16 protein-coding genes and 1 riboswitch are annotated in these 21267 nt (G+C 66.7%); of the genes, 8 read left to right on the top strand and 8 right to left on the bottom strand.

Translation table 11 applies throughout. The features are described 5' to 3' along the window. Nucleotides 1–1094 precede the first annotated feature (1094 nt). Together xseA and ACEN9Q_RS04430 are read left to right on the top strand one after the other, a co-directional pair. A complete protein-coding gene (xseA, locus tag ACEN9Q_RS04435; RefSeq protein WP_495627500.1) occupies nucleotides 1095–2456 on the top strand; it encodes an exodeoxyribonuclease VII large subunit in 1362 nt (453 codons plus the stop codon). 197 nt (nucleotides 2457–2653) lie between these two features. Beyond that, nucleotides 2654–3232 (top strand): superoxide dismutase, encoded by a 579-nt coding sequence (locus tag ACEN9Q_RS04430; RefSeq protein ID WP_322401548.1) that lies wholly within the window; start codon nucleotides 2654–2656, stop codon nucleotides 3230–3232. A 54-nt stretch (nucleotides 3233–3286) separates the two neighbouring features. Here the strand turns inward: ACEN9Q_RS04430 and ACEN9Q_RS04425 are convergent, their stop codons facing one another. Next, nucleotides 3287–6478, bottom strand: a complete 3192-nt coding sequence (locus tag ACEN9Q_RS04425; RefSeq protein ID WP_495627499.1) for a S8 family serine peptidase — start codon at nucleotides 6476–6478, stop codon at nucleotides 3287–3289. Nucleotides 6479–6733: 255 nt separating this feature from the next. On the opposite strand from ACEN9Q_RS04425, the gene ACEN9Q_RS04420 reads away from it, so the two are divergent. Continuing rightward, on the top strand, nucleotides 6734–7420 hold the full coding sequence (locus ACEN9Q_RS04420; protein WP_056450406.1) for a response regulator: 687 nt from the start codon (nucleotides 6734–6736) through the stop codon (nucleotides 7418–7420). A 113-nt stretch (nucleotides 7421–7533) separates the two neighbouring features. Here ACEN9Q_RS04420 and ACEN9Q_RS04415 read toward each other — a convergent pair whose 3' ends face one another. From ACEN9Q_RS04415 to ACEN9Q_RS04400, 4 genes are all read right to left on the bottom strand, one after another. Beyond that, complete coding sequence (locus tag ACEN9Q_RS04415) at nucleotides 7534–8280, bottom strand: SDR family oxidoreductase (RefSeq protein WP_495627498.1); 747 nt, start codon at nucleotides 8278–8280, stop codon at nucleotides 7534–7536. 17 nt (nucleotides 8281–8297) lie between these two features. After that, on the bottom strand, nucleotides 8298–9005 hold the full coding sequence (locus tag ACEN9Q_RS04410; RefSeq protein WP_056450667.1) for a hypothetical protein: 708 nt from the start codon (nucleotides 9003–9005) through the stop codon (nucleotides 8298–8300). Continuing rightward, nucleotides 9005–9865, bottom strand: a complete 861-nt coding sequence (locus ACEN9Q_RS04405; RefSeq protein WP_495627497.1) for a MipA/OmpV family protein — start codon at nucleotides 9863–9865, stop codon at nucleotides 9005–9007. The genes ACEN9Q_RS04410 and ACEN9Q_RS04405 overlap by 1 nt, the downstream gene beginning before the upstream one ends. Before the next feature lie 68 nt (nucleotides 9866–9933). After that, nucleotides 9934–11154 carry a hypothetical protein gene (locus tag ACEN9Q_RS04400; protein WP_495627496.1) on the bottom strand — a complete coding sequence of 407 codons (1221 nt, stop codon included), beginning with the start codon at nucleotides 11152–11154 and terminating at the stop codon, nucleotides 9934–9936. 345 nt (nucleotides 11155–11499) lie between these two features. On the opposite strand from ACEN9Q_RS04400, the gene ACEN9Q_RS04395 reads away from it, so the two are divergent. Next, nucleotides 11500–12816 (top strand): ATP-binding protein, encoded by a 1317-nt coding sequence (locus ACEN9Q_RS04395; protein ID WP_056450651.1) that lies wholly within the window; start codon nucleotides 11500–11502, stop codon nucleotides 12814–12816. A gap of 22 nt (nucleotides 12817–12838) precedes the next feature. On the opposite strand, the gene ACEN9Q_RS04390 is transcribed toward ACEN9Q_RS04395, so the two are convergent. From ACEN9Q_RS04390 to ACEN9Q_RS04380, 3 genes are all read right to left on the bottom strand, one after another. Further along, on the bottom strand, nucleotides 12839–13174 hold the full coding sequence (locus tag ACEN9Q_RS04390; RefSeq protein WP_495627495.1) for a hypothetical protein: 336 nt from the start codon (nucleotides 13172–13174) through the stop codon (nucleotides 12839–12841). Nucleotides 13175–13223: 49 nt separating this feature from the next. Then, nucleotides 13224–13886, bottom strand: a complete 663-nt coding sequence (locus ACEN9Q_RS04385; protein WP_056450645.1) for a thiol:disulfide interchange protein DsbA/DsbL — start codon at nucleotides 13884–13886, stop codon at nucleotides 13224–13226. A 166-nt stretch (nucleotides 13887–14052) separates the two neighbouring features. Next, the gene (locus ACEN9Q_RS04380) at nucleotides 14053–16041 is read right to left on the bottom strand and encodes a TonB-dependent receptor (RefSeq protein WP_495627494.1); all 1989 of its coding nucleotides are present in this window, start codon (nucleotides 16039–16041) and stop codon (nucleotides 14053–14055) included. Nucleotides 16042–16113: 72 nt separating this feature from the next. Continuing rightward, a riboswitch (cobalamin riboswitch) is annotated at nucleotides 16114–16339 on the bottom strand. A gap of 93 nt (nucleotides 16340–16432) precedes the next feature. Here ACEN9Q_RS04380 and ACEN9Q_RS04375 point away from each other — a divergent pair. The 4 genes from ACEN9Q_RS04375 to ACEN9Q_RS04360 all read left to right on the top strand — a co-directional run bounded on the left by ACEN9Q_RS04375 (nucleotide 16433) and on the right by ACEN9Q_RS04360 (nucleotide 21176). Beyond that, nucleotides 16433–18640, top strand: coding sequence for a M1 family metallopeptidase (locus ACEN9Q_RS04375; protein ID WP_495627493.1), 2208 nt, complete (start codon nucleotides 16433–16435; stop codon nucleotides 18638–18640). Next, complete coding sequence (locus ACEN9Q_RS04370) at nucleotides 18637–19548, top strand: hypothetical protein (RefSeq protein ID WP_495627492.1); 912 nt, start codon at nucleotides 18637–18639, stop codon at nucleotides 19546–19548. The genes ACEN9Q_RS04375 and ACEN9Q_RS04370 overlap by 4 nt, the downstream gene beginning before the upstream one ends. Before the next feature lie 66 nt (nucleotides 19549–19614). Next, nucleotides 19615–20427, top strand: a complete 813-nt coding sequence (locus ACEN9Q_RS04365) for a dioxygenase family protein (RefSeq protein ID WP_495627491.1) — start codon at nucleotides 19615–19617, stop codon at nucleotides 20425–20427. Nucleotides 20428–20579: 152 nt separating this feature from the next. Beyond that, a complete protein-coding gene (locus tag ACEN9Q_RS04360) occupies nucleotides 20580–21176 on the top strand; it encodes a hypothetical protein (RefSeq protein WP_495627490.1) in 597 nt (198 codons plus the stop codon). The last annotated feature ends 91 nt before the right edge of the window (nucleotides 21177–21267 follow it).

Here is a 21267-nt window from a genome sequence, read left to right as displayed (position 1 = left end):
GCCTTGATTCTTAAAGGATATTTTTCCGTGCGCAAAAACGCGGCACGGCCAGGATGAGTTCCTCTAAGGAAATTTCTCCGTTTCGATCGGATGGGTTGGCTCATGTAGTTGCCCACAATTTCTGTGGATAAATTTGTGAGGAATCAGCCTTCTCGAGCATAAGTCGTTGATTTTAATCATAGAAATTTCCGAGTCCAAAAAATAGGCACGGTTGAGTACGACTACGGCGTCGCCGCGGCCCTACCCTTCTGCACATTTTTTGTGGACAAAATTGTGCGCAAGCGCACAAACCGGACCCTAAGCGATTGATTTGCAAGGGAAAGCGATGCTCGCCTGTTTTTTGAGCAATCGACTTGTCGACGGCGCCGCGGCCGGGGCCCTGAATTTTTCACACAAACTGTGGAAAACGATGTGCGCAAACCTATCGATTGCTTCTCAAGCCTTTGATTCTAATCACGATTCATCTTCAAGCCCAATTTTTAGGCAAACGCTACTTGTACACAGGCGCACGCCCGGAACGGGTGCGTATTCCGACCGCGCGGCATCCTGGGTTATAGTCGCGTCCTCGGAAACCAGGCCGTGCCTTGAGCGGCGTCCTCATTCTTCACAAATTTTGTGGAAAAGATTGTGAGCAAGCGTCTTGATCGGGCACAAAGCACTTGAATTTAAACGGTTTTTTTGTCGTGCGGAATTTTTGGGCAGGACGTTTTGGCTGACCCGGGCAAGCGGTATGGCGCACGTACACGAACCGTATGCCCATCTGTTCACATAAACTGTGGAAAACAATGTGAGCAACGGCCCGGACAGTGGCCTAAGTGTTTGATTGCTTTAGGAAAACATATGCACGCTGAATTTGGAGGCACACCCAGCTCGTCCACTTTCACACACATTCTGTGGATAAGATTGTGGCCAACTACTTGAGGATGCACTCAAGCCATTGATCCATAAGGCAATTTGATTGCTGCATCGAAATCAAGCACCAAGCTTTTACTATAAAAATCAGGCGTTTACAAAAACTATCTGTCGTTTCACCGCAGATGTGCCCTACACTGCGCGCAACTTGTTTTTGTGGACAGTTCAACCCAGTTCATCCTATGTTCCCCAGCGAAGACGCCGATCCGGCCTATGCCGCCCCGCCCGTACTCACCGTCACGGCCCTCAACCAGCAGGTCGCGCGCCTGCTGGAACGCACCTTTCCCCTCGTCTGGATCGGTGGCGAGATCTCGAATTTCACGCGCGCCGCGAGCGGCCACTGGTATTTCACGCTCAAGGACGATGCGGCCCAGGTGCGGGCCGTGATGTTCCGCGGCCGCGCCCAGTACGCCGGCTTCACGCCGCGCGAAGGCGACAAGGTCGAGGTCCGCGCCCTCGTCACGCTGTACGGCGCGCGCGGCGATTACCAGATCAATGTGGAAGCGATCCGCCGGGCCGGCGTGGGCGCGCTGTACGAAGCGTTCATGCGCCTGAAGGAAAAACTGGGCGCGGAAGGCCTGTTCGACGAGGCCCGCAAGCGGCCGCTGCCGCTGTTCGCGCGCACGGTGGGCATCGTCACCAGCCCGCAAGCGGCGGCCCTGCGCGACGTGCTGACGGCGCTCAGGCGGCGCGTGCCGCACGTGCGCATCGTGCTGTATCCGGCGCCCGTGCAAGGTCAATTGGCCGCGCAAAAGATCGCGGAAGCCATTGCGACCGCGTCGCACCGGCGCGACGTGGACATCCTGATCGTGTGCCGCGGCGGCGGCTCGATCGAAGACTTGTGGAGCTTCAACGAGGAAGCCGTCGCGCGCGCGATCGCGGCGTGCAGCATGCCCGTGATCTCGGGCGTGGGCCACGAGACCGACTTCACCATCGCCGACTTCGCCGCCGACCTGCGCGCCGCCACGCCGACGGCCGCCGCCGAGCTGGCCGCGACGGCGCGCGCCGACTGGCTCGCGTCGCTGCAGGCGGACGCCGGCGACCTGCGCCGCGCGATGGAGCGCGTCCTGTCCGACGCCGGCCAGGGCCTCGACAACCTGTCGCGCCGCCTGCTGAGCCCGTCGAGCCAGATCGCCCATCAGCGCCTGAAACTTCTTGCCATGGCCAGCAGTCTGACGCATGCCGTGCGCGCGCCCGTGAACCGTCACGGCGTGCTGCTGGCGCAGATGCAGCAGCGCTGGGCCCGCCATCGTCCGGACTGGAGCGGCCTGCGCACGCGGCTGGAATCCGACCGGCGCCACCTGACGGCGAGCGTCGGCAACCAGTTGCGCGCACGGCGCGAGGCGCTCAACGGGCTCGCTGCGCAGCTCGAACTGCTGAACCCGCAGCGCACGCTGGAACGCGGCTATGCGATCGTCAGCAACGCGAAAGGCAAGGTATTGCATGCGCCGGGGCAGATCAAGCCGCGCGACGTGCTGCACATCCGCCTGGCCGAAGGCAGCGCCGAGGTCAGCGTGGCCGGTGTCCAGGACTTACTGGAGTAAGGGAACTCGAAAAACCGTCGCGAGCATCGCAAAGCGCCAGTGCAACGCGCAGCAGGTTTTTCGACGTTTCCGACAATATAGCGGTTTCGCAAAGCCATATCTGCAACGATCACGCATCCGGTTTAGAATAAGCGCCCGAATTGCTGTACCGCAGAGACTTCGAGAAAGTCTCCCGTCAACTCACCAAGGAACAAGACATGGAACATACCCTGCCCCCACTGCCGTACGCCAAGGATGCCCTGCAGCCGCACATCTCGGCCGAGACGCTGGAATACCACTACGGCAAGCACCATCAGGCCTACGTCACGAACCTGAACAACCTGATCAAGGGCACCGAGTTCGAAAACCTGTCGCTGGAAGAGATCATCAAGAAGTCGCAGGGTGGCGTTTTCAATAACTCGGCCCAGGTGTGGAACCACACCTTCTTCTGGAACTGCATGAGCCCGAACGGCGGCGGCGCGCCGACCGGCCCGGTCGCCGATGCGATCAACGCCAAGTGGGGTTCGTTCGACAAGTTCAAGGAAGAGTTCCAGAAATCGGCCGTCGGCAACTTCGGTTCGGGCTGGACCTGGCTGGTGAAGAAGCCGGACGGCACCGTCGACATCGCCAACACCTCGAACGCCGGCACCCCGCTGACGACCGACAACAAGGCCCTGCTGACCTGCGACGTGTGGGAACACGCCTACTACATCGACTACCGCAATGCCCGTCCGAAGTTCGTCGAGGCATGGTGGAACACCGTCAACTGGGACTTCGTGAACAAGAACTTCGCGTAAGCGGTTCCTGATCCAATCCGACAAGGCCCGCCTCGCGCGGGCCTTGTCGTTGGGTCAGCCGTACGGCGTGAACTCGATGCCGTTCTGCACCACCCCGATCAGCGCCGTCTGGTTCTCCGGACTCTCGCTGAAACTCATGAGGACGTCGGCCTTGGTCAGCACGTGCTGGTCGAGCAGCCTGGTCCAGTAATCCGCGCCTGCCGCGTCCGGTGCGCGATGCAGGACGTTGGCGTAGAACCTGTCCACGATGTCGGCATTGGTCGGGTCGTCGCCGTATAACTTCTTGAATTCCGCGGACTGGGCGAAGCCGTTCGCCACGTCGAGCAGCGCCACGCCGTGGTCCAGCGCTCCGATCCAGTAGCCCAGTTCCACCTTGTCGGGCGTGCGGTCGAACGCCGCCCGGTACATGCGGAGCGCCTGGCCGCCGTCGCCGGCGATGTCAAATGCGAGCGTGCTGTCGGCAAACTGCAGGCGCTGCACGCCCGCCACCTGGTCGGTGCCGTCGGCGCCGGTCTTGTCCGCGATCGTGAAGCCGGCGGCGGTCTTCGTGATCGTGTAGTTCGCCTCGGCGCCGTGGTAGACCGCCGTATCGATGCCCCCGCCGCCGGTGATCGTATCGCTGCCGGCGCCGCCGTCGAGCGTGTCGCTGCCGGCGCCGCCGGTCAGCGTGTCGTTGCCGGCCATGCCGTGCAGGACGCTGCCCTTCGCGTTCGCGATCATGGCATTGTTGCCGTCGCCGCCGTACGCGTTTCGTATCGTCGTCCCTTGCGCGATCACCAGATAGGCGCCGCCGATCGTGGATGGCGCGGTGCCGGAGAGGTCGATGCGGTCGTTGCTGCCGAGCGCGCTGGCGTTGATGGTGTCGGTGCCGCCGCCCGGGTCGCTCAGAACGGCGCGCGATGGGTCGGCCGCGGCCATCTGCGCGTACTGCGCCGTGTAGATGAACGTGTGGTCCTGCGTCGGCTGGTGGCCGATGATGTCGATGCTCCAGTCGTCCAGCGTGCCGGCGTTGCCGGTGGCGAGGTCGATGACGGCGAGCGTCCAGCGGCCCTGCGCGCTCTCGCCCCAGTCGAGCACGGTGTCGAACGTGAAATGGATGTCGTGCTGGTTCGATCCGACTGCGCTGAGCGCGCCTTGCGCCGGCCGGTACATCAGGTAGCTGGTCGTGCCGCTTGGCGACATCAAGGCGATTTCCAGGTCGCCGATAAACGGATGCGTGATGTTGACCGCGACGTCGACGCGTTCGACGACGGCGCTGCTGTCGATGTCGATGGCACTGTACTCGAACTTGCCGGTATTGTCGGGAATGGCCTCGTTGACGGTCTTCGATGCGACCACGTCCACGACATTGGCGGACGTGCGCGGCGCGCCTTCCCAGGTCGCGGCGAGGCGCACGGCCGCGAGGGCGTCGACGACGCCGAAACCGGTCGCCTGCACGTCGTCGCCATATTGCAGGCCGCCGCCATTCCAGTCATGGGCGCCGTTCGCTGCCCATTTGTCGGGCGTGCCGACCTGCTGCGCCGTGTAGGCGAGGATCTGCTGGACGTCGCGGTAGCCCAGGTGCGGATTCACCTGGAGCATGAGCGCCACGATGCCGCTGACGATCGGCGCCGAGAACGACGTGCCGTCGGCGAATGCGAGATCCGTGCCGGTGGTGCCGGCCGCGCCGCTGCGGTCGGTGGTCAGGATGCTGGCGTAGTCGCCGTAGCCGGCCCCGCCGGGCGCCGCGACGAGGATCGACGCGCCCATCGTGCTGAAGTAGGACAACGTACCGGCGTACTTGACGGCGCCGACCGTGATGATATACCTGCTGTTCTGAAAATTGTGCAGGTTGGTGTCGTCGCCGTAGTCGTAGCCATTGCCCGCCGACTGCACGACGACCGTGCCGAGGCCGTTGCGTCCGGTGGCGGCAAGGTCGCGCAGCGCGGCGAACAGCGGCGCGAACAAAGGGTCGTTCGCATTGTCGTAAAAGGCCCAGTCCGTATCGGTCCTCATCCGGCTGGTGAAGCCCCAGGAATCGTTCAGCACATCCACGCCGGCCGCGTAATGGAAGGCGTTGGCGAACTCCGTCGGCCATTCGGACGAAAAAGGCGTGTACAGCGACACGAGCTGCGCATTGTAGGCGACGCCGACGATGCCGTCGTTGTTGCGGGCGGCGGCGATCACGCCGGCGACCTCGGTGCCGTGGTTGTCCGTCGGGTTCACCGGCGCCCCGCCGGGCAGCAGCGACAAGGCGACGCGGCCCAGGTCGAGGTCGACGTTCGGTACCAGGTCCGGATTGGTGGCGTCGATGCCCTGGTCGAGCACCGCGACCTTGATGCCTCTTCCGGTCGCGTGTGCCCACGCGTACTCCACGTTCGTCGTGAACAGATACCATTGCTCCCGGAAGAATTCGTCCGTCGGGATCACCGCGCCCGCGGCCGTGTCGTCGTCGAAGATCGTGCCCCAGGCGTTGGTCTGGCCGGCCGCGCCGGAGGTTCCGGTCGTGGCGACACCCGACGACGCGATCGTGGCGCCCATCGCGTTGGACAGCTCGACGCCGAACGACCGGTGTGGTTCGAAGCGGGTGTTGCCGTTCACGGGGACGCTGAACGTCGCCGTCGTCGCGCCCGGCGCGAACGTCAGCGTCCGGTGTTGCGCCTGGTAGTCGACGCCGGCCGCGGCCGTCTCGTCGCGCGTGTCGACCTGCACCGATACGCCATACGACACGGCATGCGACATCTCGACCGTGAACACGATATTGCGCGTGCCGTCATTGCCTTCGACGATGGCGCGGGAAGCAACGCTCAGCGCCGGCGCCGTGATCCCGCTCGCGACGATGCTGCCGTCGCTGCCCACGGTCACGAGATCCGTGAAGGCGTACGAACTGTCGACGACGTAGCCGCCGTCCGTTGCCGGGGCCGCTCCCGTGTATTCGGCCGCGGCGAGGGTCACGAAATAGGTGCCGGGCGGCGGCAGGTTGTCCAGTGGGACCGTCGCGGCAACGTTCCTGAAATACTGGCCGCTGTCGAGCTTGCCGCTGGCGGCGCCGGCGAACCGGTCGACCGCGATTTCATAACCGGTATTCGGGCCGGTCGGATTCCACGGCGTGCTGGTCAGCCAGAGTTCCAGTTGTACCGTGCCGGACGTCGACGCGCCGGCGTTATCGACGGCATCGGCGGTCAGGGTGACGCCGCTGATGGTGCCGTCCGGCGCCGTGTTGATCCGGTAGCCGTATTTGCCGAAGATGCCGATATGTGCGCTCATGCCTGCCCGTGCCGCCGGCCAGTCCTTCCCGAAGGACATCAACGGTAGCTAAATGTCATTAAAGGTTAGCAAGCATATCAGAAGATTGTTGCCAAATTCCAATATTTTCGATGGCACACCTGGGCGGCGGAACGGCCGGCACCACGGCTTTCCCGGCCTGTTTGTCGCGAAACTGTACGAATTTGTCACCCCTACCCGCCAAACATCCTCCGTTGTTGCCCGCTCTTATACAATGCGGGGTCGAAGGAGAACCTCATGTATCGCGTACTGTTGGTGGAAGACGATCCGCGCCTCGCGGAACTGGTGACGGAGTACCTGTCCGGCTATGAATTCTCGGTCGACCTCGTCACGCGGGGCGACGCCGCGCTCGATCACTTCAAGACGGCCGCGCCGGACATCGTCGTGCTCGACCTCATGCTGCCCGGTATGGACGGGATGGTCGTGTGCCGCCAGATCCGCGACGTGTCCGACGTGCCGATCCTGATCCTCACTGCGCGCGAGGACACGTACGACGAGGTGTCCGGCCTGGAGCAAGGCGCCGACGACTTCGTCAACAAGCCCGTGCAGCCGCGCGTGCTGCTGGCGCGCCTGCGCGCCCTGCTGCGCCGCACCCAGACGAAGACGACCACCGACGCCCGCATGCTCGAGTTCGGCGCGCTGCGCATCATGACGAGCGACCGCAGCGTCACGTGGCGCGGCCAGCCGTGCGTGCTCAGCAATACGGAATACAAGCTGCTGCTCGTGCTGGCCGAAGCGGCCGGGCGCGTGCTGTCGCGCGACGAGCTGCTCAAGAAGATGCGCGGCATCGAGTTCGACGGCCTCGACCGCAGCATCGACAACTGCATCTCCAAGCTGCGCCGCAAGTTCGACGACAACCTGTCGGAAAAGATCAAGACCGTGTGGGGCGAGGGTTATCTGTTCTCGCCGTCGGCGTGGAACTGAGCCGAACTTGGGTTCCCGCCTGCGCGGGAACGACGGTTTTTACTTGAGTTCCCGCCTGCGCGGGAACGACGGTTTTTACTTGAGTTCCCGCCTGCGCGGGAACGACGGTTTTTTCAGCGTCCGCCCGACACGTCGATGAACGTGCCCGTCGCATACGACGCCTCGTCCGACAGCAGCCACATGATGGCCGCCGCCACTTCGTCCGCCGTCCCGCCGCGCGCCATCGGCACGGACGATTGCAGGCGCTGGATGCGGGCCGGTTCCCCGCCGCTCGCGTGCATGTCCGTGTCGATCAGGCCCGGCCGCACGCCGTTCACGCGGATGCCTTCCTGCGCCACTTCCTTCGCCAGGCCGATCGTCAGCGCGTCCACCGCGGCCTTCGACGCCGCATAGTCCACGTATTCGTTGGCCGACCCGAGCACGGCCGCGCGCGACGACACGTTCACGATCGCGCCGCCATTGCCGCCATGCCGGGTCGACATGCGCCGCACCGCTTCGCGCGCGCACAGGAAGCTGCCCGTGACGTTGGTCGCGAGGATGCGGCCGATGCGCGCGGCATCCATGTGCTCGACGCGGCTCTGGCGGGCGAGGATGCCGGCGTTGTTGACGAGGGCGTCGAGCCGGCCGCAGCGCGCATCGACGGCCGCGAACAGGCGCTCGACGGCGCCCTCGTCCGCCACGTCGGCCGCCACGGCGAAGGCCTGTCCGCCGGCCGCCTCGATGGCGCGCACGACGCCGTCCGCCGCGCCGGCGTTGTCGCGGTAATTCACGCACACCGTGTAGCCGCGTCGTGCCGCCAGCAGCGCGCAGGCGGCGCCGATGCCGCGGCTGGCGCCCGTGACGAGTATCGTCTTGTTCATGGTTGTCCTTGCAGGGCTTATTCGAAGATGGGCACGATCGCCAGCGGCGCGTTGTAGGTGATGAGCTGGGCCCGTTCCGCGCCCGCGCCGAAGCGCCAGGTCACGATGGGAAATCCTTCGTCGGGATCGCCCGTGAAGGCCGCGCCGGCCGTCACCGGCAGCGCCTGTTCGGCGCCGTCCGCATGGCGCAGGCGCGCGCCGGCCGACTCCTTTTTCGGGAACACGAAGCGCACGCCGGTGCACTGGCGCGCACGCTGCGAGGCGTCGACATAGCGCACGAAGCCGAGCGCCTGGGCGCAGGCCGTGCGCAGGATCGCGGCGTCGTACTCGCCGTCGGCGCGCGGCGCGATCGTCACCTGGGGGCGCAGCACGAACGGCATGCCTTTGCGGTTCAGCACGAGCGCCGCGTTTTCGTCGTAGGCCGCCTTCTGGAGGGGGAATACGGTGCGGCCGAGGGCGTCCAGCGGCAGGTTCAGTTGCGTGACCCTGCCCGTCAACGTCAGCTGGGCGCCATCGCCCAGGCCCGCATGGTCCCTGGACTGCACTTGCAGCTGGCTTTGCAGCAGATTCTTCGGTCCGCCGTATTTCTCGAACTGGACCATGGCCCGGTACGCATCCCGGTAGCTCACCCATTCGCCCGCCTGCGCCTGTGCGTGCGCGGCGGTCGGGATGACCGCGGCAAGCCAGGCGAAGGCAGCGACGAGTTGGCGGGATGCGCGCATCATCAGAACCGGTAGGCGATGGCGGTCGAAACCGTCAGGTTGGTGGACCGCTCGACGAGCGGGCTGCGTGCGGCGCTGCCCAGCAGGCGCCGGGCCTGCAGGTTGGTGGTCAGCATCCACGAGGGCGACCAGGCCCAGTTCCAGCGCACGCCCACGTGCGCATCCTGCAGGCCGCCGCCCGCCTCGTAGTACGAAAAACGGCTGCGCGACACTTCCGCCAGCGTGACGCCGAAATACGTCTGGTTGTAGTTGCGGTTGACGACCGTGGCGCCGGCCGACAGCGACACGTGGTGCCGCGCGCCGAGTTCGACGGCCAGGCGCTGCACGCCCAGGTCGAGGCGCGCGCCGTCGTGGTCGTTGCCGGCGCCGTACAGCAGGCTGCTCGTCAGGCGCCATTGCGGCGTCACGTAATAGTTCGCGAAGACCCCGCCCTGCAGGCGGGCGCCGATCTTGTCCATGCCGTCCAGGTCCGTGCCGCGCAGGGCGTGCTTCTCGATCGGGTCCGGCACGGGGCCGATCAAGGTCGTGCCCACGCTGCCGACGCCGTCGAGCGCCTGGCCGGTTCCCGTCCGGTCGCGCCCCGGCTGCACGGCCAGCAGCGGGCCGTACTCGAACGTCGGATCGTCCGACAGGTGCATCCCGGCGCTCATGCCGGAAATAAAAAGGCCGTTGCTCCATTGGACCTGGAGCACCGGCAACGCCGATACCTTGCGGCTTCCCGTCCCGTCCCAGCGCGGCGCCGACTGCACGCCCAGGCCCGCGTACATGTCGCGGCTGCCGTCGGGCATGGGGTTGGTCGCCGGCGTCTGGGCCCACGTCGTGCCGCAGGCCGCGCCCAGCGCGAGGAAGAGAAGCTTGTTCATGTTCACGGGTGAAAGATTCGGGAAGACAATATTCTACGGCTTTGTCTCCCGTCCTCCCATATCCTTTCCTACCTCGTTGCCATTTCCAGCGCAAATTCCACCGGCAGGTCGCTGCGCGGGACGACGACGAGGTGCGCGGGCGTCGTCACATACATGGCGCAGGCGATGTCCGGCCCCGGCACGGACCTGAGCTCGTGCACGAGGATCTTGTCGGCCGTGCGCACGACGCCGTCGATGGCCGTCGTGTAGCAGCCGCTGGCGCCGGTTCCCATGAACACGCCGACGACCATGTCGGCCGCGAAGTCGACGGCGGGCTGCGCGCGGCCGGGCGCGTGTTCGTTCCACAGGCGGGTCCAGGCGGCCGCATCCTTGACGACGACGGTGCGCGCCGCGCGGACGTTCGACAGGCTCGTCGCATCCGCCGTCCGGAACGGCACGTCCGTGGCGGCCGCCTTGATGAAGTCGACGTCCGCATCCGTGCGTTCCACGGCCGCCACCTGCATCGGGTGGCGCACGACCGGCAGGCAGACCGCCTGTGCCGGGACGTCGCGCTCGGCCACCTCCACGTCGAGCGTGCTGGCGCCGGCCGCCACGCGGGCGATCGCGATGCCGTGGCAACTGTCGGCGTACTCGCCGCCGAACACGGCCACGAGCATCCTGCGCGTGAAATCGACCTTCGGCACGGCGGGCGCCGGAGTGCGGCCGGCGGCATGCTGGCGCCACAGCGTGTCCCAGGCGGCCTGGTCCCTGATGACGAGGGTCTGGCGCGCCGTCACGCCCGACAGGTCGTCGCGCGCCACCGTTTCATAGGCGATGGCCGTGCCGGCCGGCGGCATGAAGCTCAGCTGCTCGACCGTGTGGCCGCTGCCCAGGCCCAGGTCGGGCCGGTCGGCGTTCTTGACGAGCGTCTCGAACAGCGCACGGGCACTCTCGTCCTCGCACACCATCCTGGGGCCGGCGATCGTGTCGCCGGACGAGCACAGGCGGGTCTCCGGCTTGCTGCCGAACAGGACCTGCCCATATGACGCATCGGCGCACTGGCCGGCATGGTCCCAAAACACTTGCTTGCCGTCGATGACGAACAGGCGGTTGCGGGTCTCGTTACAGCCGGATGTGCGCGCCATCTCGATGAACGGCGCCTTGGCGAGGGCGGCCGGGTTCGGCTCGCCCACGGCGATGCCCGGGGTGGCTTGCCGGTCGTGCGTCGTCGTTCCGCCACCGCATGCGGACAACACCGCACCGGCCACGACGGCGCCCAGCGGCCATATCATGCGTCCAGGAATGCTCATTCTCCCCTCTCCAGGAATACGATGGCGCCGTGTGCCCGGCACGCATCCGAATAAAAAAAGGCCCACCGTCTCTCGCGCATCAGGTGGGCCAAACGGAAAACCCGATAAGGACACGCCCAACCGCCTGCCGCGCGCTGCAGGGCCGCCCTGCGTTGCCCGCACGGTGTTCGAGGTGCCCTGACGATGAGGATCGTACGCAGGTGCGGCAAGAACTTCATCCGCCGACTGTCGGGCATTTGTCCACAATTTGTAAATGATGGTTTTTTAGTCCATTGCTCCTATACAATTTCGATATGTGCAAGACAAAACCCGACCCAGCCTTTGCCGCGTGCGGAGGATGATGGCGTGAATCGCCTGTTCTTCCGTTTCTTCGTGCTCGTGATGCTGTCGATCACGGGCGCGACATTCGTGATCTATTTCGTCTTCGCCCGCCTGTTCGGCGACCCGCTCGACGACATCGCGCGGCGCCAGGCGTCGGCCCAGATCTTCCTGCTCGAACAATATGTCGACCGCGCCCCGGCCGACGAGTGGCTGGGCCGCCTGAACAAGGTGCGCGAAGTGTCCGAAGCCCATTTCGACCTGATTCCGCTGGACCAGGCGCGCGCCGCCCTGCCCGCCCGCCAGTACGCGGCGCTGGAGCGGGGCGAAGTCGTGCTGGACCCGCAGCACAAGGCATTCTTCCGGCGCGTCGACCTGCACGGCGAGCGCTACATCGGCAGCAACGAGGAAGCGATCCGCGCGTACAACCTGCCGATCGACCTCGGCCAGGCCCTCGCGATGGAAGTCGTGCGCTACGTCGTCGTTGCGCTCGCGCTGCTGGTGCCCATCGCGCTGTGGTCGCGCGCGCACTGGCAGGCGTTGCAGACGCTGTCGCGCGTGGCGGACGAGTTCGGCGCCGGGCAGTTATCGGCGCGGGCCGACCTGAAGCCGGCGGACGCCGTCTATCCGCTGGCCGAGCGCATCAATGCGATGGCCGAGCGCATCCAGGGCCTGCTCGAAGCGCAGAAGAACCTGCTGCATTCCGTCTCGCACGAGTTGCGCACGCCGATCGCGCGGCTGGAGTTCGCGCTGGAATTGTTGAACGAGCGAGCGGCCGATCCCGCGTTAGCGAAGCGCATCGCGGCGATGGAGGGCGACCTGGCGGAGTTGAACGACCTCGTCAACGAACTGCTGTCGATGAGCAAGCTCGACAACGCACAAGGCCCGCAGCGCGCGCTGTTCGAACTGGAGCCGCTGCTGCGCGAATGCGCAGACGGCCTGCATCCGCGTCCGCAGCGCCTGCACGTGGACCTGGGCGAGCGCCTGGGCAGCATGGACGCCGACCGCCGCCTGCTCGCCCGTGCCATCGGCAACCTGCTGAGGAATGCGCAGAAATACGCGGCGCACGAGGTGGCGCTGCGGGTGCGGCGCGACGATTGCCGGATCGAGATCGCCATCGAGGACGACGGTCCCGGCATTCCCGAAGAGGAGCGGGAACGCGTGTTCGAACCGTTCTACCGGCTCGACCGCAGCCGCGACCGCGCCACGGGCGGGTTCGGCCTCGGCCTGTCGATCGCGCGCAAGGCGATCGCGCTGCACGGCGGCCACTTGAAGGTCGAGCAGTCGCCGCTGGGCGGCGCGCGCTTCGTGATCAGCCTGCCGGACGGCGTGCTGGCCGCCTGAGCGCGCTTATCGGGACGACGCCTCAGCGGCGGCGCGCCACCGGTGCTGGGGCTTCCGGCCGCACGTGGCGCATCCCGTACCACAGGTGCTGCCACCAGTGCTCGCGCGAATGCACGGTCAGCAGGCATTGCTGGTCGATCTCCCCTTTGAAGATGGGATCGGCGCACTGTTTCGTCATCAACGCGTTGCGCTGGTTTTCGGCATTGACCAGCGCAATGGCGAGCCAGAAGGCCAGGCCCGCGAGCAGGACCACGATGCACCAGGCGAGGTGGTTCCAGTTGCTCGAGTCGAACAGGTGCTCCCCGTCCGGCTTGGACTTGTCGTAAATCTTCAGGATCTTGCCTTCGACGTCACTCATTGCGCTGTTTCTCTACCTTGCGTTGTTTCGCTTGTTTCGCTTGTTTCGCTTATTTCGACTTCGCCGCTTTCGCCACCAGGGCGTCCATCACCTGCAGGGTGGCCTGGAACAGCACGGGTTCGCTGCTGCTCTTGACCGAATTGTAGACGATCGCGGGCGAGGTCTGGTACTTGCCGTCGATGATGATGGTCGGCACGCCGTCGACCTTGTAGTCGCTCGTGATCTGCGGCAACTGGCGCAGCCTGGTCGTCACGCCGAACGAATTCCACACGTCCATGAATTTGGCGCGGTCGATGCCGTTCTTCGCCACCCAGTCGATGATCGCGGCGTCCGTGTTCAGGCGCAGGTGATCCACGTGCCAGGCCTTGAACACCTTGGGCTGGAATTCCTCGGCCTTGCCCATCGCTTCCAGCGTCAGGTACAGGTGCGCTTCCGGATCCTTGGCGCCGGAGAACGGCAGATGCACGCGCTTGAAGTGGATGTTGTCGCCCTGCTTTTTGACCCACTGCTCGAGCTGCGGTTCCAGCGCGTTGCAGTGCGGGCAGTGGTACATGAAGAACTCGATCACCTCGACCTTCTTGCCCACAGGCTGCACCGGCTGCGGCTGAGCGAGCGTCACGTACTCGACACCGTTCTTGGGGTCGGTCGGCGAAGCGAAAGCGGTGCTGGCGGCAAGCACGGTAGCGAGCAGGGCAAAACGCAGGGAACGCATAATTTTCCTTCTAAGTTGGTTGAGCGAACGATCGCGAGATTACCACTTTTTCGCCCGCCAACCTTAGCCCCGGCTTATTTATTGCATTTCGTTACCGTCGTAACCAACACCGGGGTCAGAGCCCGATTTTTGGCAATTTCCTAAAATCGGGCTCTGACCCCGGTTCTCAGAAGTCGTAGCGCGCCGACAGTTTCAGCTGGCGTCCATCGCTCGGGTAGATGCCGGACTTGCACCCGAACGCATTGCTGAAGTAATGGCGGTCCGCCAGGTTCAGCCCCGCCGCGGCGATTTCCCACGCGCCCAGCTTGATGGCGTAGCGTCCGTCGAACGTGGCGTACGACGGGATGCGCGCCGCGCAGCCGTTCGTGAAGTCGCTGCCGTAGCGCTGGCTGTCCACCCACTGCGCGCCCACGTCCGCCGACTGGCCGTTGCCCGGCGCCCAGGCCAGGCGCGCGGTCAGCACGTTCTTCGGCACGAGCACCAGTTCGCGGCCGGCGTTCGGGCCTGCCGTGAAGCGCGCGATGACGTGCTGCACGTGCGCGCTCGCGCGCCAGCCGGCGGCCAGCTGCGCCTCGGCATCGATCTCGAAGCCCTTGCGCTCCGTCGGATCGAGGTTCGTGTTGACGCCCCAGCCGCCGTTCGCGGTCGGATCGTAGAAGATCTCGTCGTGCAGGCGATGACGGAACACGCGCGCCGTCAGCGTGCGGCTGTCGTCGCCCGGCGCGTGGCGCAGCGTCGTGCCGAATTCCAGGTCGTGCGACGTCTGCGCCTTCAGGATGTCGGTGCTGGAGCGGTAGCTGTTCTCGTCGACGTTCGCCACGCGGTAGCTCTGCCCCGCCTTCGCATACACCTCGACCAGCGGATGGACGCGGTAGCTGGCCTGCGCTTCCCACGCGTTCTGCGCCTGCGAGCGGTCTTCCGCGGCGGCGCCGGCGAGTGCGTCCACGTAGTCCTTGTCGAAGGTCTCGTGGCGCGCGCCGAGGGCGATGCGGCCGTCGTGGGCCGGATCGAAGCGCAGCTCGTCGCGCACGTACACGGCCTTCGCGCCCTGGCTCGCGTCGGCGGTCGAGAACGACGACGCCGTCTTGCGCTTCCAGCGCGTGAAGTCCAGGCCGCCCACCAGTTCGTTGAGCATGCCGCCCACATCGGCGAGCCAGCGCGCGCGCGGCGAGAACTGGTCCTGGCGGCCGTCGTACGCGTTGACCGACGTGAAGCTCGTGGACAGATAGTTCGAGCGCACGTTGCGCTCGCGGTGCGACAGGTCCAGCGCCAGGTCGACGGCGCCCACGCGATACTCGGCGAAGACGTTCGCGCGGTCGGTGTCGAGCGAACCGAAGTCCTTCGGCGTCGAGGCCAGCGTCGGGTCGGCGTCGAACTGGGCCAGGGTCAGCGAACCGGGGAAGCGCGATTCCTGGCGCGCGCTCTCCACGTGGATGCCGGCGCGGCCGCCGGTAAAGCGCGTCTGAACGTTGAGCGATGCCGTCGTCTGGTCGAAGTCGCTGTTCTTGCGATAGTTGTCGCTGCCCTGGCGCGCCACGGCGATGTCGGCGCTGACGTCGCCGGCCGTCTGCGACAGCGATGCGCGCACGTCGTGCTCGTGGAACCGGCCCGCTTCCGCGAACACGGAACCGTGCATGCCGGCGGCGACCGCGCGGCGCGTGGTGATCTGGATCACGCCGCCGGTCGCGCCTTCGCCATACAGCACGCTGGCGCCGCCGCGCGTGATCTCGATGCGTTCGACCGTGTCGATCGGGATCGTCGACAGCACGGTATTCGTCAGCTCGTTCTCGTTCAGGCGCACGCCGTCGACCATGATCACCATGTTCTGCGCGCTGTTGGTCCCGAATCCGCGCAGGTCGAGCGCGAAGTCGGGCGACGAATCGAGGCTCTGGCGGCCGAACACGCCGCCGACCTTGCGGATCGCGCTGTTCACGTCGTTGACGCCGGCGCGGCGGATGTCGTCCTGCGTGATGACGGTGGCGCCGATCGGGCGCAGGCTTGCCACGCTGGGGAAGCGGGAACCGGTGACGACGACGGTCGATGGGATGTCGTCCTGGGCGCACGCGGCGCCGGCAAACAGGGACAGGGATACGGCGCAGGCCAGCGCGATCGGCGTCAAAGCCGGCGCGCCGCGGGTGGAGGCGGCAAAATGCATTGGATGTTCAATTTTCGGGTTGGCACCGGCAAGCGTCCCCGCACGCCGGCGTACACAAAAAGCGCGGCGCGAGCCGGCTTCACCTGTCTGGCCGGTCTCCGGGCTCCAAGACGGACCGTCCCACCTTCCTATGCAAGCACAGTGGTCATCGGGGCGGCCTGTCGCCGTGCGGCGACGCTTGTTTACCGTTGCGGGGGCAGCACACGCTGGCGTGCCGCCGGAGGCGGCGCCGCTTCGTGTTTCCCGTTTAACTGCACGCGCAGACGCGCATGCGGGCACCAGAACCCCGGGATTATAACCCTGCCAACGCCGCACCGCACGAAACCCGCGCAGACCCGCCGGGAACTCGCATATAGTGAGCGCACCCGACGAGCCACGCCTGGAGTCCCGCATGAATCCGCGTTTCACCCCGATGCCCGGCGCCGCACTGGCCGCCGCCCTGCTGCTGGCGGGGGCGGTGCTCGCCGCGCCGGCAGCCGCGCCCTCGATCGCGCCGGTGCCGCAGCCCGCGCCCGCGTCCGACGGTATCGCCCTCGCCGCGCCCGATGCCGCCGCCGTGCGCGTCCCCAGCAGCCCGGACGCCTGGGGCGGCCCGCGCACGGGCCTGGAGCCGACGTTGTCCGACCGCGTCGTCCACTACGACATCGCGGCCACGCTCGATCCGGACAAGCATACGGTGACCGGGCACGAACGGCTCACGTGGCGCAACCGCAGCCGGGTTGCCGTGACAAGCGTCTACCTGCACCTGTACATGAACGCGTTCGACGGCGCCGGCAGCACGTTCTTCACGGAGCGGCGCGAACGCGACGGCTCGTACCGCGCCGCCACCGACATCAGGGACGCATGGGGCCAAATCGAACTGCGCCGCGTCGCGCAAGGCGGCGCGAGCGTGCCGTGGACCTTCGTCCATCCCGACAACGGACCGCCCTCCGACCACACGGTGGTGCGTTTCGACCTGCCGCAGGCCGTGGCGCCGGGCGCATCGGCCACGTTCGCCATCGACTTCTTCACGCAGCTGCCGCGCGTCGTCGCGCGCACCGGCTACTTCGGCACCTTCCACCTCGTCGCCCAATGGTTCCCGAAGATCGGCGTGCTGGAACTGCCGGGCGAGCGCGGGGCGCGCGCGCCGCGCTGGAACGTGCACGAGTTCCACATGAATTCGGAGTTCTACGCCGACTTCGGCAGCTATGACGTCAGCTTGACCGTCCCGCGCGGCTACACCGTGGGCGCGACCGGCGAGCCGCAAGGCGCGCCCGTCGACAAGGGCGGCATGCGCACCTGGCGCTTCGCCCAGGGCGACGTCCACGATTTCGCCTGGACCGCCGACCGGCAGACGGCAAAGCCGCTCGTCGAAACGTGGTCCGGCCCGGGCAGCCCGCCAGTGACGGTGACCGTGCTGTACCCGCCCGAATTCGCCGCCAGCGCGGCACCCGCGCTGAAGGCGGCCAAGCAAGCGCTGACGTATTTCTCGAACACGCTGGGGCCGTACCCGTACAAGACCCTGACCATCGTGATCCCGCCGTACAACGCGGAAGAAGCGGGCGGCATGGAATACCCGACCTTCTTCACGGCCGAGGCCTATCGGACCGTCGAGCCGCGCACGGCGAACCAGTTCGCCCTCGCCTTCGTCACGATCCACGAATTCGGCCACGGCTATTTCTACGGCCTGCTCGCCTCGAACGAATTCGAGGAGCCGATGCTGGACGAGGGCCTGAACGAATACTGGGACAACCGCATGATGCGCGACCAGGGCCAGCTGGCGTACATCGCGACGCCGCTGCTGCGCCGGCTCGACTTCGCGCCCGGCTACCCGACCTTCGACGCCGAGCGCGCGGCCACGCCGCGCAACGATCCGGCCGATCCGCCCGGCGACAACGCGTGGCACCGACTGCAGGACATCGGCCCCGTCTACACGCGCACGGCGACCCTGATGCGCGACCTCGAAGCGCGCATCGGCCGCGCCCCGATGGAGCGCGCCTTCAAGGAATACTACCGGCGCTGGAAGTTCCGCCACCCGAGCATCGCCGACCTGCGCGAGACGCTGGCCGAGGTGACGGGCCGGCGCGCCGACGTCGAGGACGCATTCGCGCGCCAGGTCTACGCCGCCACCCGCGTCGACGACCGCATCGGCGACTTCACGAGCACGGAGTTGCCGCCCCTTGCCGGCATGCGCCAGCGGGGCGGTGCGTGGATCGAGGACAAGCAGGACAAGGTCGACCGCTGGAACGAGGAGACGCGCACGCGCTGGCACAAGCTCCATCCGCACGCGCCGGACGGCACCGGACCGTATCCGTATCGCACGGAGGTGACGGTCCGCCGCCTCGGCGCGCCGGTCCCGCAGACGCTCGTCGTGAAATTCGCCGACGGCAGCAGCGAAACCGCGCAGTGGGACGCCGACGAACGCTGGCACAAATTCGTGTGGACGAAGACCGCGCGGGCCGTCTCGGCCGAACTCGATCCGCAGCGCCTGCACTACCTCGACGTGAGCAAGCTCGATGACAGCCGCACCCTCGAACCGGATGCGCGCGCGTCGCGCCGCTGGGGTCTCGACTTCGCGGCCGTCGCCGAATATCTCCTGTCCCTGATCGCGACGCTATGACGACCGAATCGACCCTCGCCCGGCCCCGGTCCACGCACGCCGGCGCGTCCCGCCCGGCCGGCGCCGGCACGGTACTGCGCGCGACGCGCGATACGCTGCAATGGCGGTTGCTGCTGTGGTGGGCCGTCCTCCTGCTGCTGCCGACCGTCGTCGCCACGCTGCCGGTCTGGCAGATGCTGTCCGCCAGCCTCGATCACTCGGTGTACGCGGCGCGCCTGGCCGAGCGCCTCGACATGATCGCGTTCGCCGACATCGTGGGCGCCGCGCGCGAACGCCATACGCCGGCGCTGGGCCTGGGCGGCCTCGTCGCGCTGGCGCTGACGTTGCTGCTGTCGCCGCTGCTGGCCGGCATGGCGATCGCGGCCTGCCGCGCGCCGCAACGCCTCGGGTCGGGCGCCCTGCTGGCCGCCGGCGCGCAGGAGTATCCGCGGTTGGCGCGCATGCTCGCGTGGTCGGTCGTGCCGCTCGGCGTCGCCGGCTTGCTGGGCGCCGGCGCCTGGCGGCTCGCCGGCCAGGCGGCCGGGACGGCCCTGCTGGAGGCCGACGCCGAGCGTGCCGCGCACCTGGCCTTGCTGGCGACGACCGTGCTGCTCCTGCTGGCCCATGCGACGGTCGACATCGGCCGTGCCGTGCTGGCCGCCGACCGCCGCCGCACGTCCGCCGTCGCGGCCTGGTGGCGCGGCTGCGCCCTGCTGCTGCAACGGCCGCTGGCGCTATTCGGAACGTATCTCGCCGTCACGGCCATCGGCGTCGCGGTCGCCGCGCTGCTCGCGCTCGCACGCACGCGCGTGCCCGCGCTGGGGACGGCCGGAACGATCGGCGCCGTCGTGCTGGCCCAGCTGGCGGTCGTCGTGCTCGGGTGGATGCGCAGTGCGCGCTTGTGCGCGTTGCTCGCCCTGGTGCGCTGACCCGCCCACGCGCCCGGCGCGAATCGGCTACCATGACCGTTTGACACGCCGCGTGAAGGAGCCCCCATGACCCGCCTGCCCACCTATTTCGTCTCGCACGGAGGCGGCCCGTGGCCGTGGATGAAGGACCAGTACGGCACTGCCTACGCCGAGCTGGAAGCGTCGCTGGTCGACATCAGGCGCCAGATCGGCGTGCGTCCGACCGCCGTGCTGGTCGTGACGAGCCACTGGGAGACGGACGACTTCACCGTGTCGTCCGGCACCGCGCCGGGCATGATCTACGATTACGGCGGCTTCCCGCCGCACACGTACCAGATCCGTTATCCGGCACCCGGCGCGCCGCAGCTGGCGCAACGCGTCGCGCAACTGCTGAACGACGCCGGCCAGCCCGCCCGCCTGGACGCGGAGCGCGGCTTCGACCACGGCACGTTCTCGATGCTGGCGCCGATCTATCCCGACGCCGACGTGCCGGTCGTGCAGCTGTCGATTCGCCACGATTACGACCCGGCCGTCCACCTGGCCGCCGGCCGGGCGCTGGCGCCGCTGCGCGACGAGGGCGTGCTGATCCTGGGCAGCGGACTGTCGTTCCACAACCTGCGCCAGTTCGGCGCGAGCGGCGCGCTGGCGTCGAATGCCTTCGATATGTGGCTGCAGCACGTGCTGCTGGAGCTGGCGCCGGCCGAGCGCGAGCAGGCGCTGCTGCACTGGAGCGAGGCGCCCTACGCGCGCATGGCGCATCCGCGCGAGGATCACCTCGTGCCGCTGTGGGTGGCGCTCGGCGCGGCCGAGAATGAAGCGGCCGCGTGCGTGTATCACGAGGAGAGTTTTTTCGGGGCGTTGACGGTGTCGAGTTTCAGGTTTGGTGACGCGGCCTCGTGAAGAACCCAACACATCGAACCATCCACGCTTGCGCATCGCTTGCCGCTCGAGTCGCCGCAGTTTGACCATGGCTAAACTCTGCAGATCAGCTCGACATAACAATGCTCTCTTGAATTCAGCATCCAGCTCGGATCAAAAACCGAGGCCATCCTATGCCGTCTACCGCTATTAGCAGAATCGTCGCGGCCGCGTTGTGCGCAATCAACACGACGGCCGCCGCAGCGGTCAGCGACAAGCCGCCGCGCTTTCTGACTGTTCCCGTACTGGGTCTGCGCTTGCCGCTCGAGCGGACCAACCTGGAACCTTTCCCCGAGGACCTGCGCGTAACGTGCGGCCAGCTCGAAGATGCGTTTGCCACAAGCCGCGTGTGGATAATTGGGCATGCAAGGGACGCCGCGAGTACGTATTACCTGCTGACAGGTTATTCCAAACGGCTGAACAGGGATCCTGACCAAAAACTGTATGAATACTGGGATAACGGAGCGGTATATACCGTGACGGGCACCACGTGCGGTGGCGACGATGCGGGCGAGACCTTCGATGTACACGACCCGGATGCCAACAACGACGGCAACGTGCCGATTCCCATGCTTAAAGCGCTGGCGGTCGATTTCGCAGCCAGGACGGTAAAGGCATTCGGCGGGCCCGATCGGCTGCGCGCTGAAATCAAGAATCAGCGTATCGACTTCAACCGGCTCCCGCCGGAACTGCAGGAGGCGTTCAAGCCGTACTTCGGACCGTCAAAGTAGACAGCATCGCGCACGGGGCGGCCGGCAAGCTGCCCCGTGATGCACCTGAACGACGACCGTTGCCGCCTTTTTCCGGAACGCCGTGTATCAC

The sequence above is a fragment of the Massilia sp. Masssp93 genome, from assembly GCF_059491295.1.
This window is presented reverse-complemented; position numbering and strand designations above follow the sequence as displayed.

Bases quoted from the DNA above. Each gene is read 5' to 3' on its own strand.
- ACEN9Q_RS04370 (WP_495627492.1), top strand. From the start codon at position 18,637: ATGACGACCGAATCGACCCTCGCCCGGCCCCGGTCCACGCACGCCGGC.
- ACEN9Q_RS04390 (WP_495627495.1), bottom strand. From the start codon at position 13,174: ATGAGTGACGTCGAAGGCAAGATCCTGAAGATTTACGACAAGTCCAAG.
- ACEN9Q_RS04400 (WP_495627496.1), bottom strand. From the start codon at position 11,154: ATGAGCATTCCTGGACGCATGATATGGCCGCTGGGCGCCGTCGTGGCC.
- ACEN9Q_RS04430 (WP_322401548.1), top strand. From the start codon at position 2,654: ATGGAACATACCCTGCCCCCACTGCCGTACGCCAAGGATGCCCTGCAG.
- ACEN9Q_RS04375 (WP_495627493.1), top strand. From the start codon at position 16,433: ATGAATCCGCGTTTCACCCCGATGCCCGGCGCCGCACTGGCCGCCGCC.
- ACEN9Q_RS04405 (WP_495627497.1), bottom strand. From the start codon at position 9,865: ATGAACAAGCTTCTCTTCCTCGCGCTGGGCGCGGCCTGCGGCACGACG.
- ACEN9Q_RS04410 (WP_056450667.1), bottom strand. From the start codon at position 9,005: ATGATGCGCGCATCCCGCCAACTCGTCGCTGCCTTCGCCTGGCTTGCC.
- ACEN9Q_RS04380 (WP_495627494.1), bottom strand. From the start codon at position 16,041: ATGCATTTTGCCGCCTCCACCCGCGGCGCGCCGGCTTTGACGCCGATC.
- xseA (WP_495627500.1), top strand. From the start codon at position 1,095: ATGTTCCCCAGCGAAGACGCCGATCCGGCCTATGCCGCCCCGCCCGTA.
- ACEN9Q_RS04415 (WP_495627498.1), bottom strand. From the start codon at position 8,280: ATGAACAAGACGATACTCGTCACGGGCGCCAGCCGCGGCATCGGCGCC.
- ACEN9Q_RS04360 (WP_495627490.1), top strand. From the start codon at position 20,580: ATGCCGTCTACCGCTATTAGCAGAATCGTCGCGGCCGCGTTGTGCGCA.
- ACEN9Q_RS04425 (WP_495627499.1), bottom strand. From the start codon at position 6,478: ATGAGCGCACATATCGGCATCTTCGGCAAATACGGCTACCGGATCAAC.
- ACEN9Q_RS04365 (WP_495627491.1), top strand. From the start codon at position 19,615: ATGACCCGCCTGCCCACCTATTTCGTCTCGCACGGAGGCGGCCCGTGG.
- ACEN9Q_RS04385 (WP_056450645.1), bottom strand. From the start codon at position 13,886: ATGCGTTCCCTGCGTTTTGCCCTGCTCGCTACCGTGCTTGCCGCCAGC.
- ACEN9Q_RS04420 (WP_056450406.1), top strand. From the start codon at position 6,734: ATGTATCGCGTACTGTTGGTGGAAGACGATCCGCGCCTCGCGGAACTG.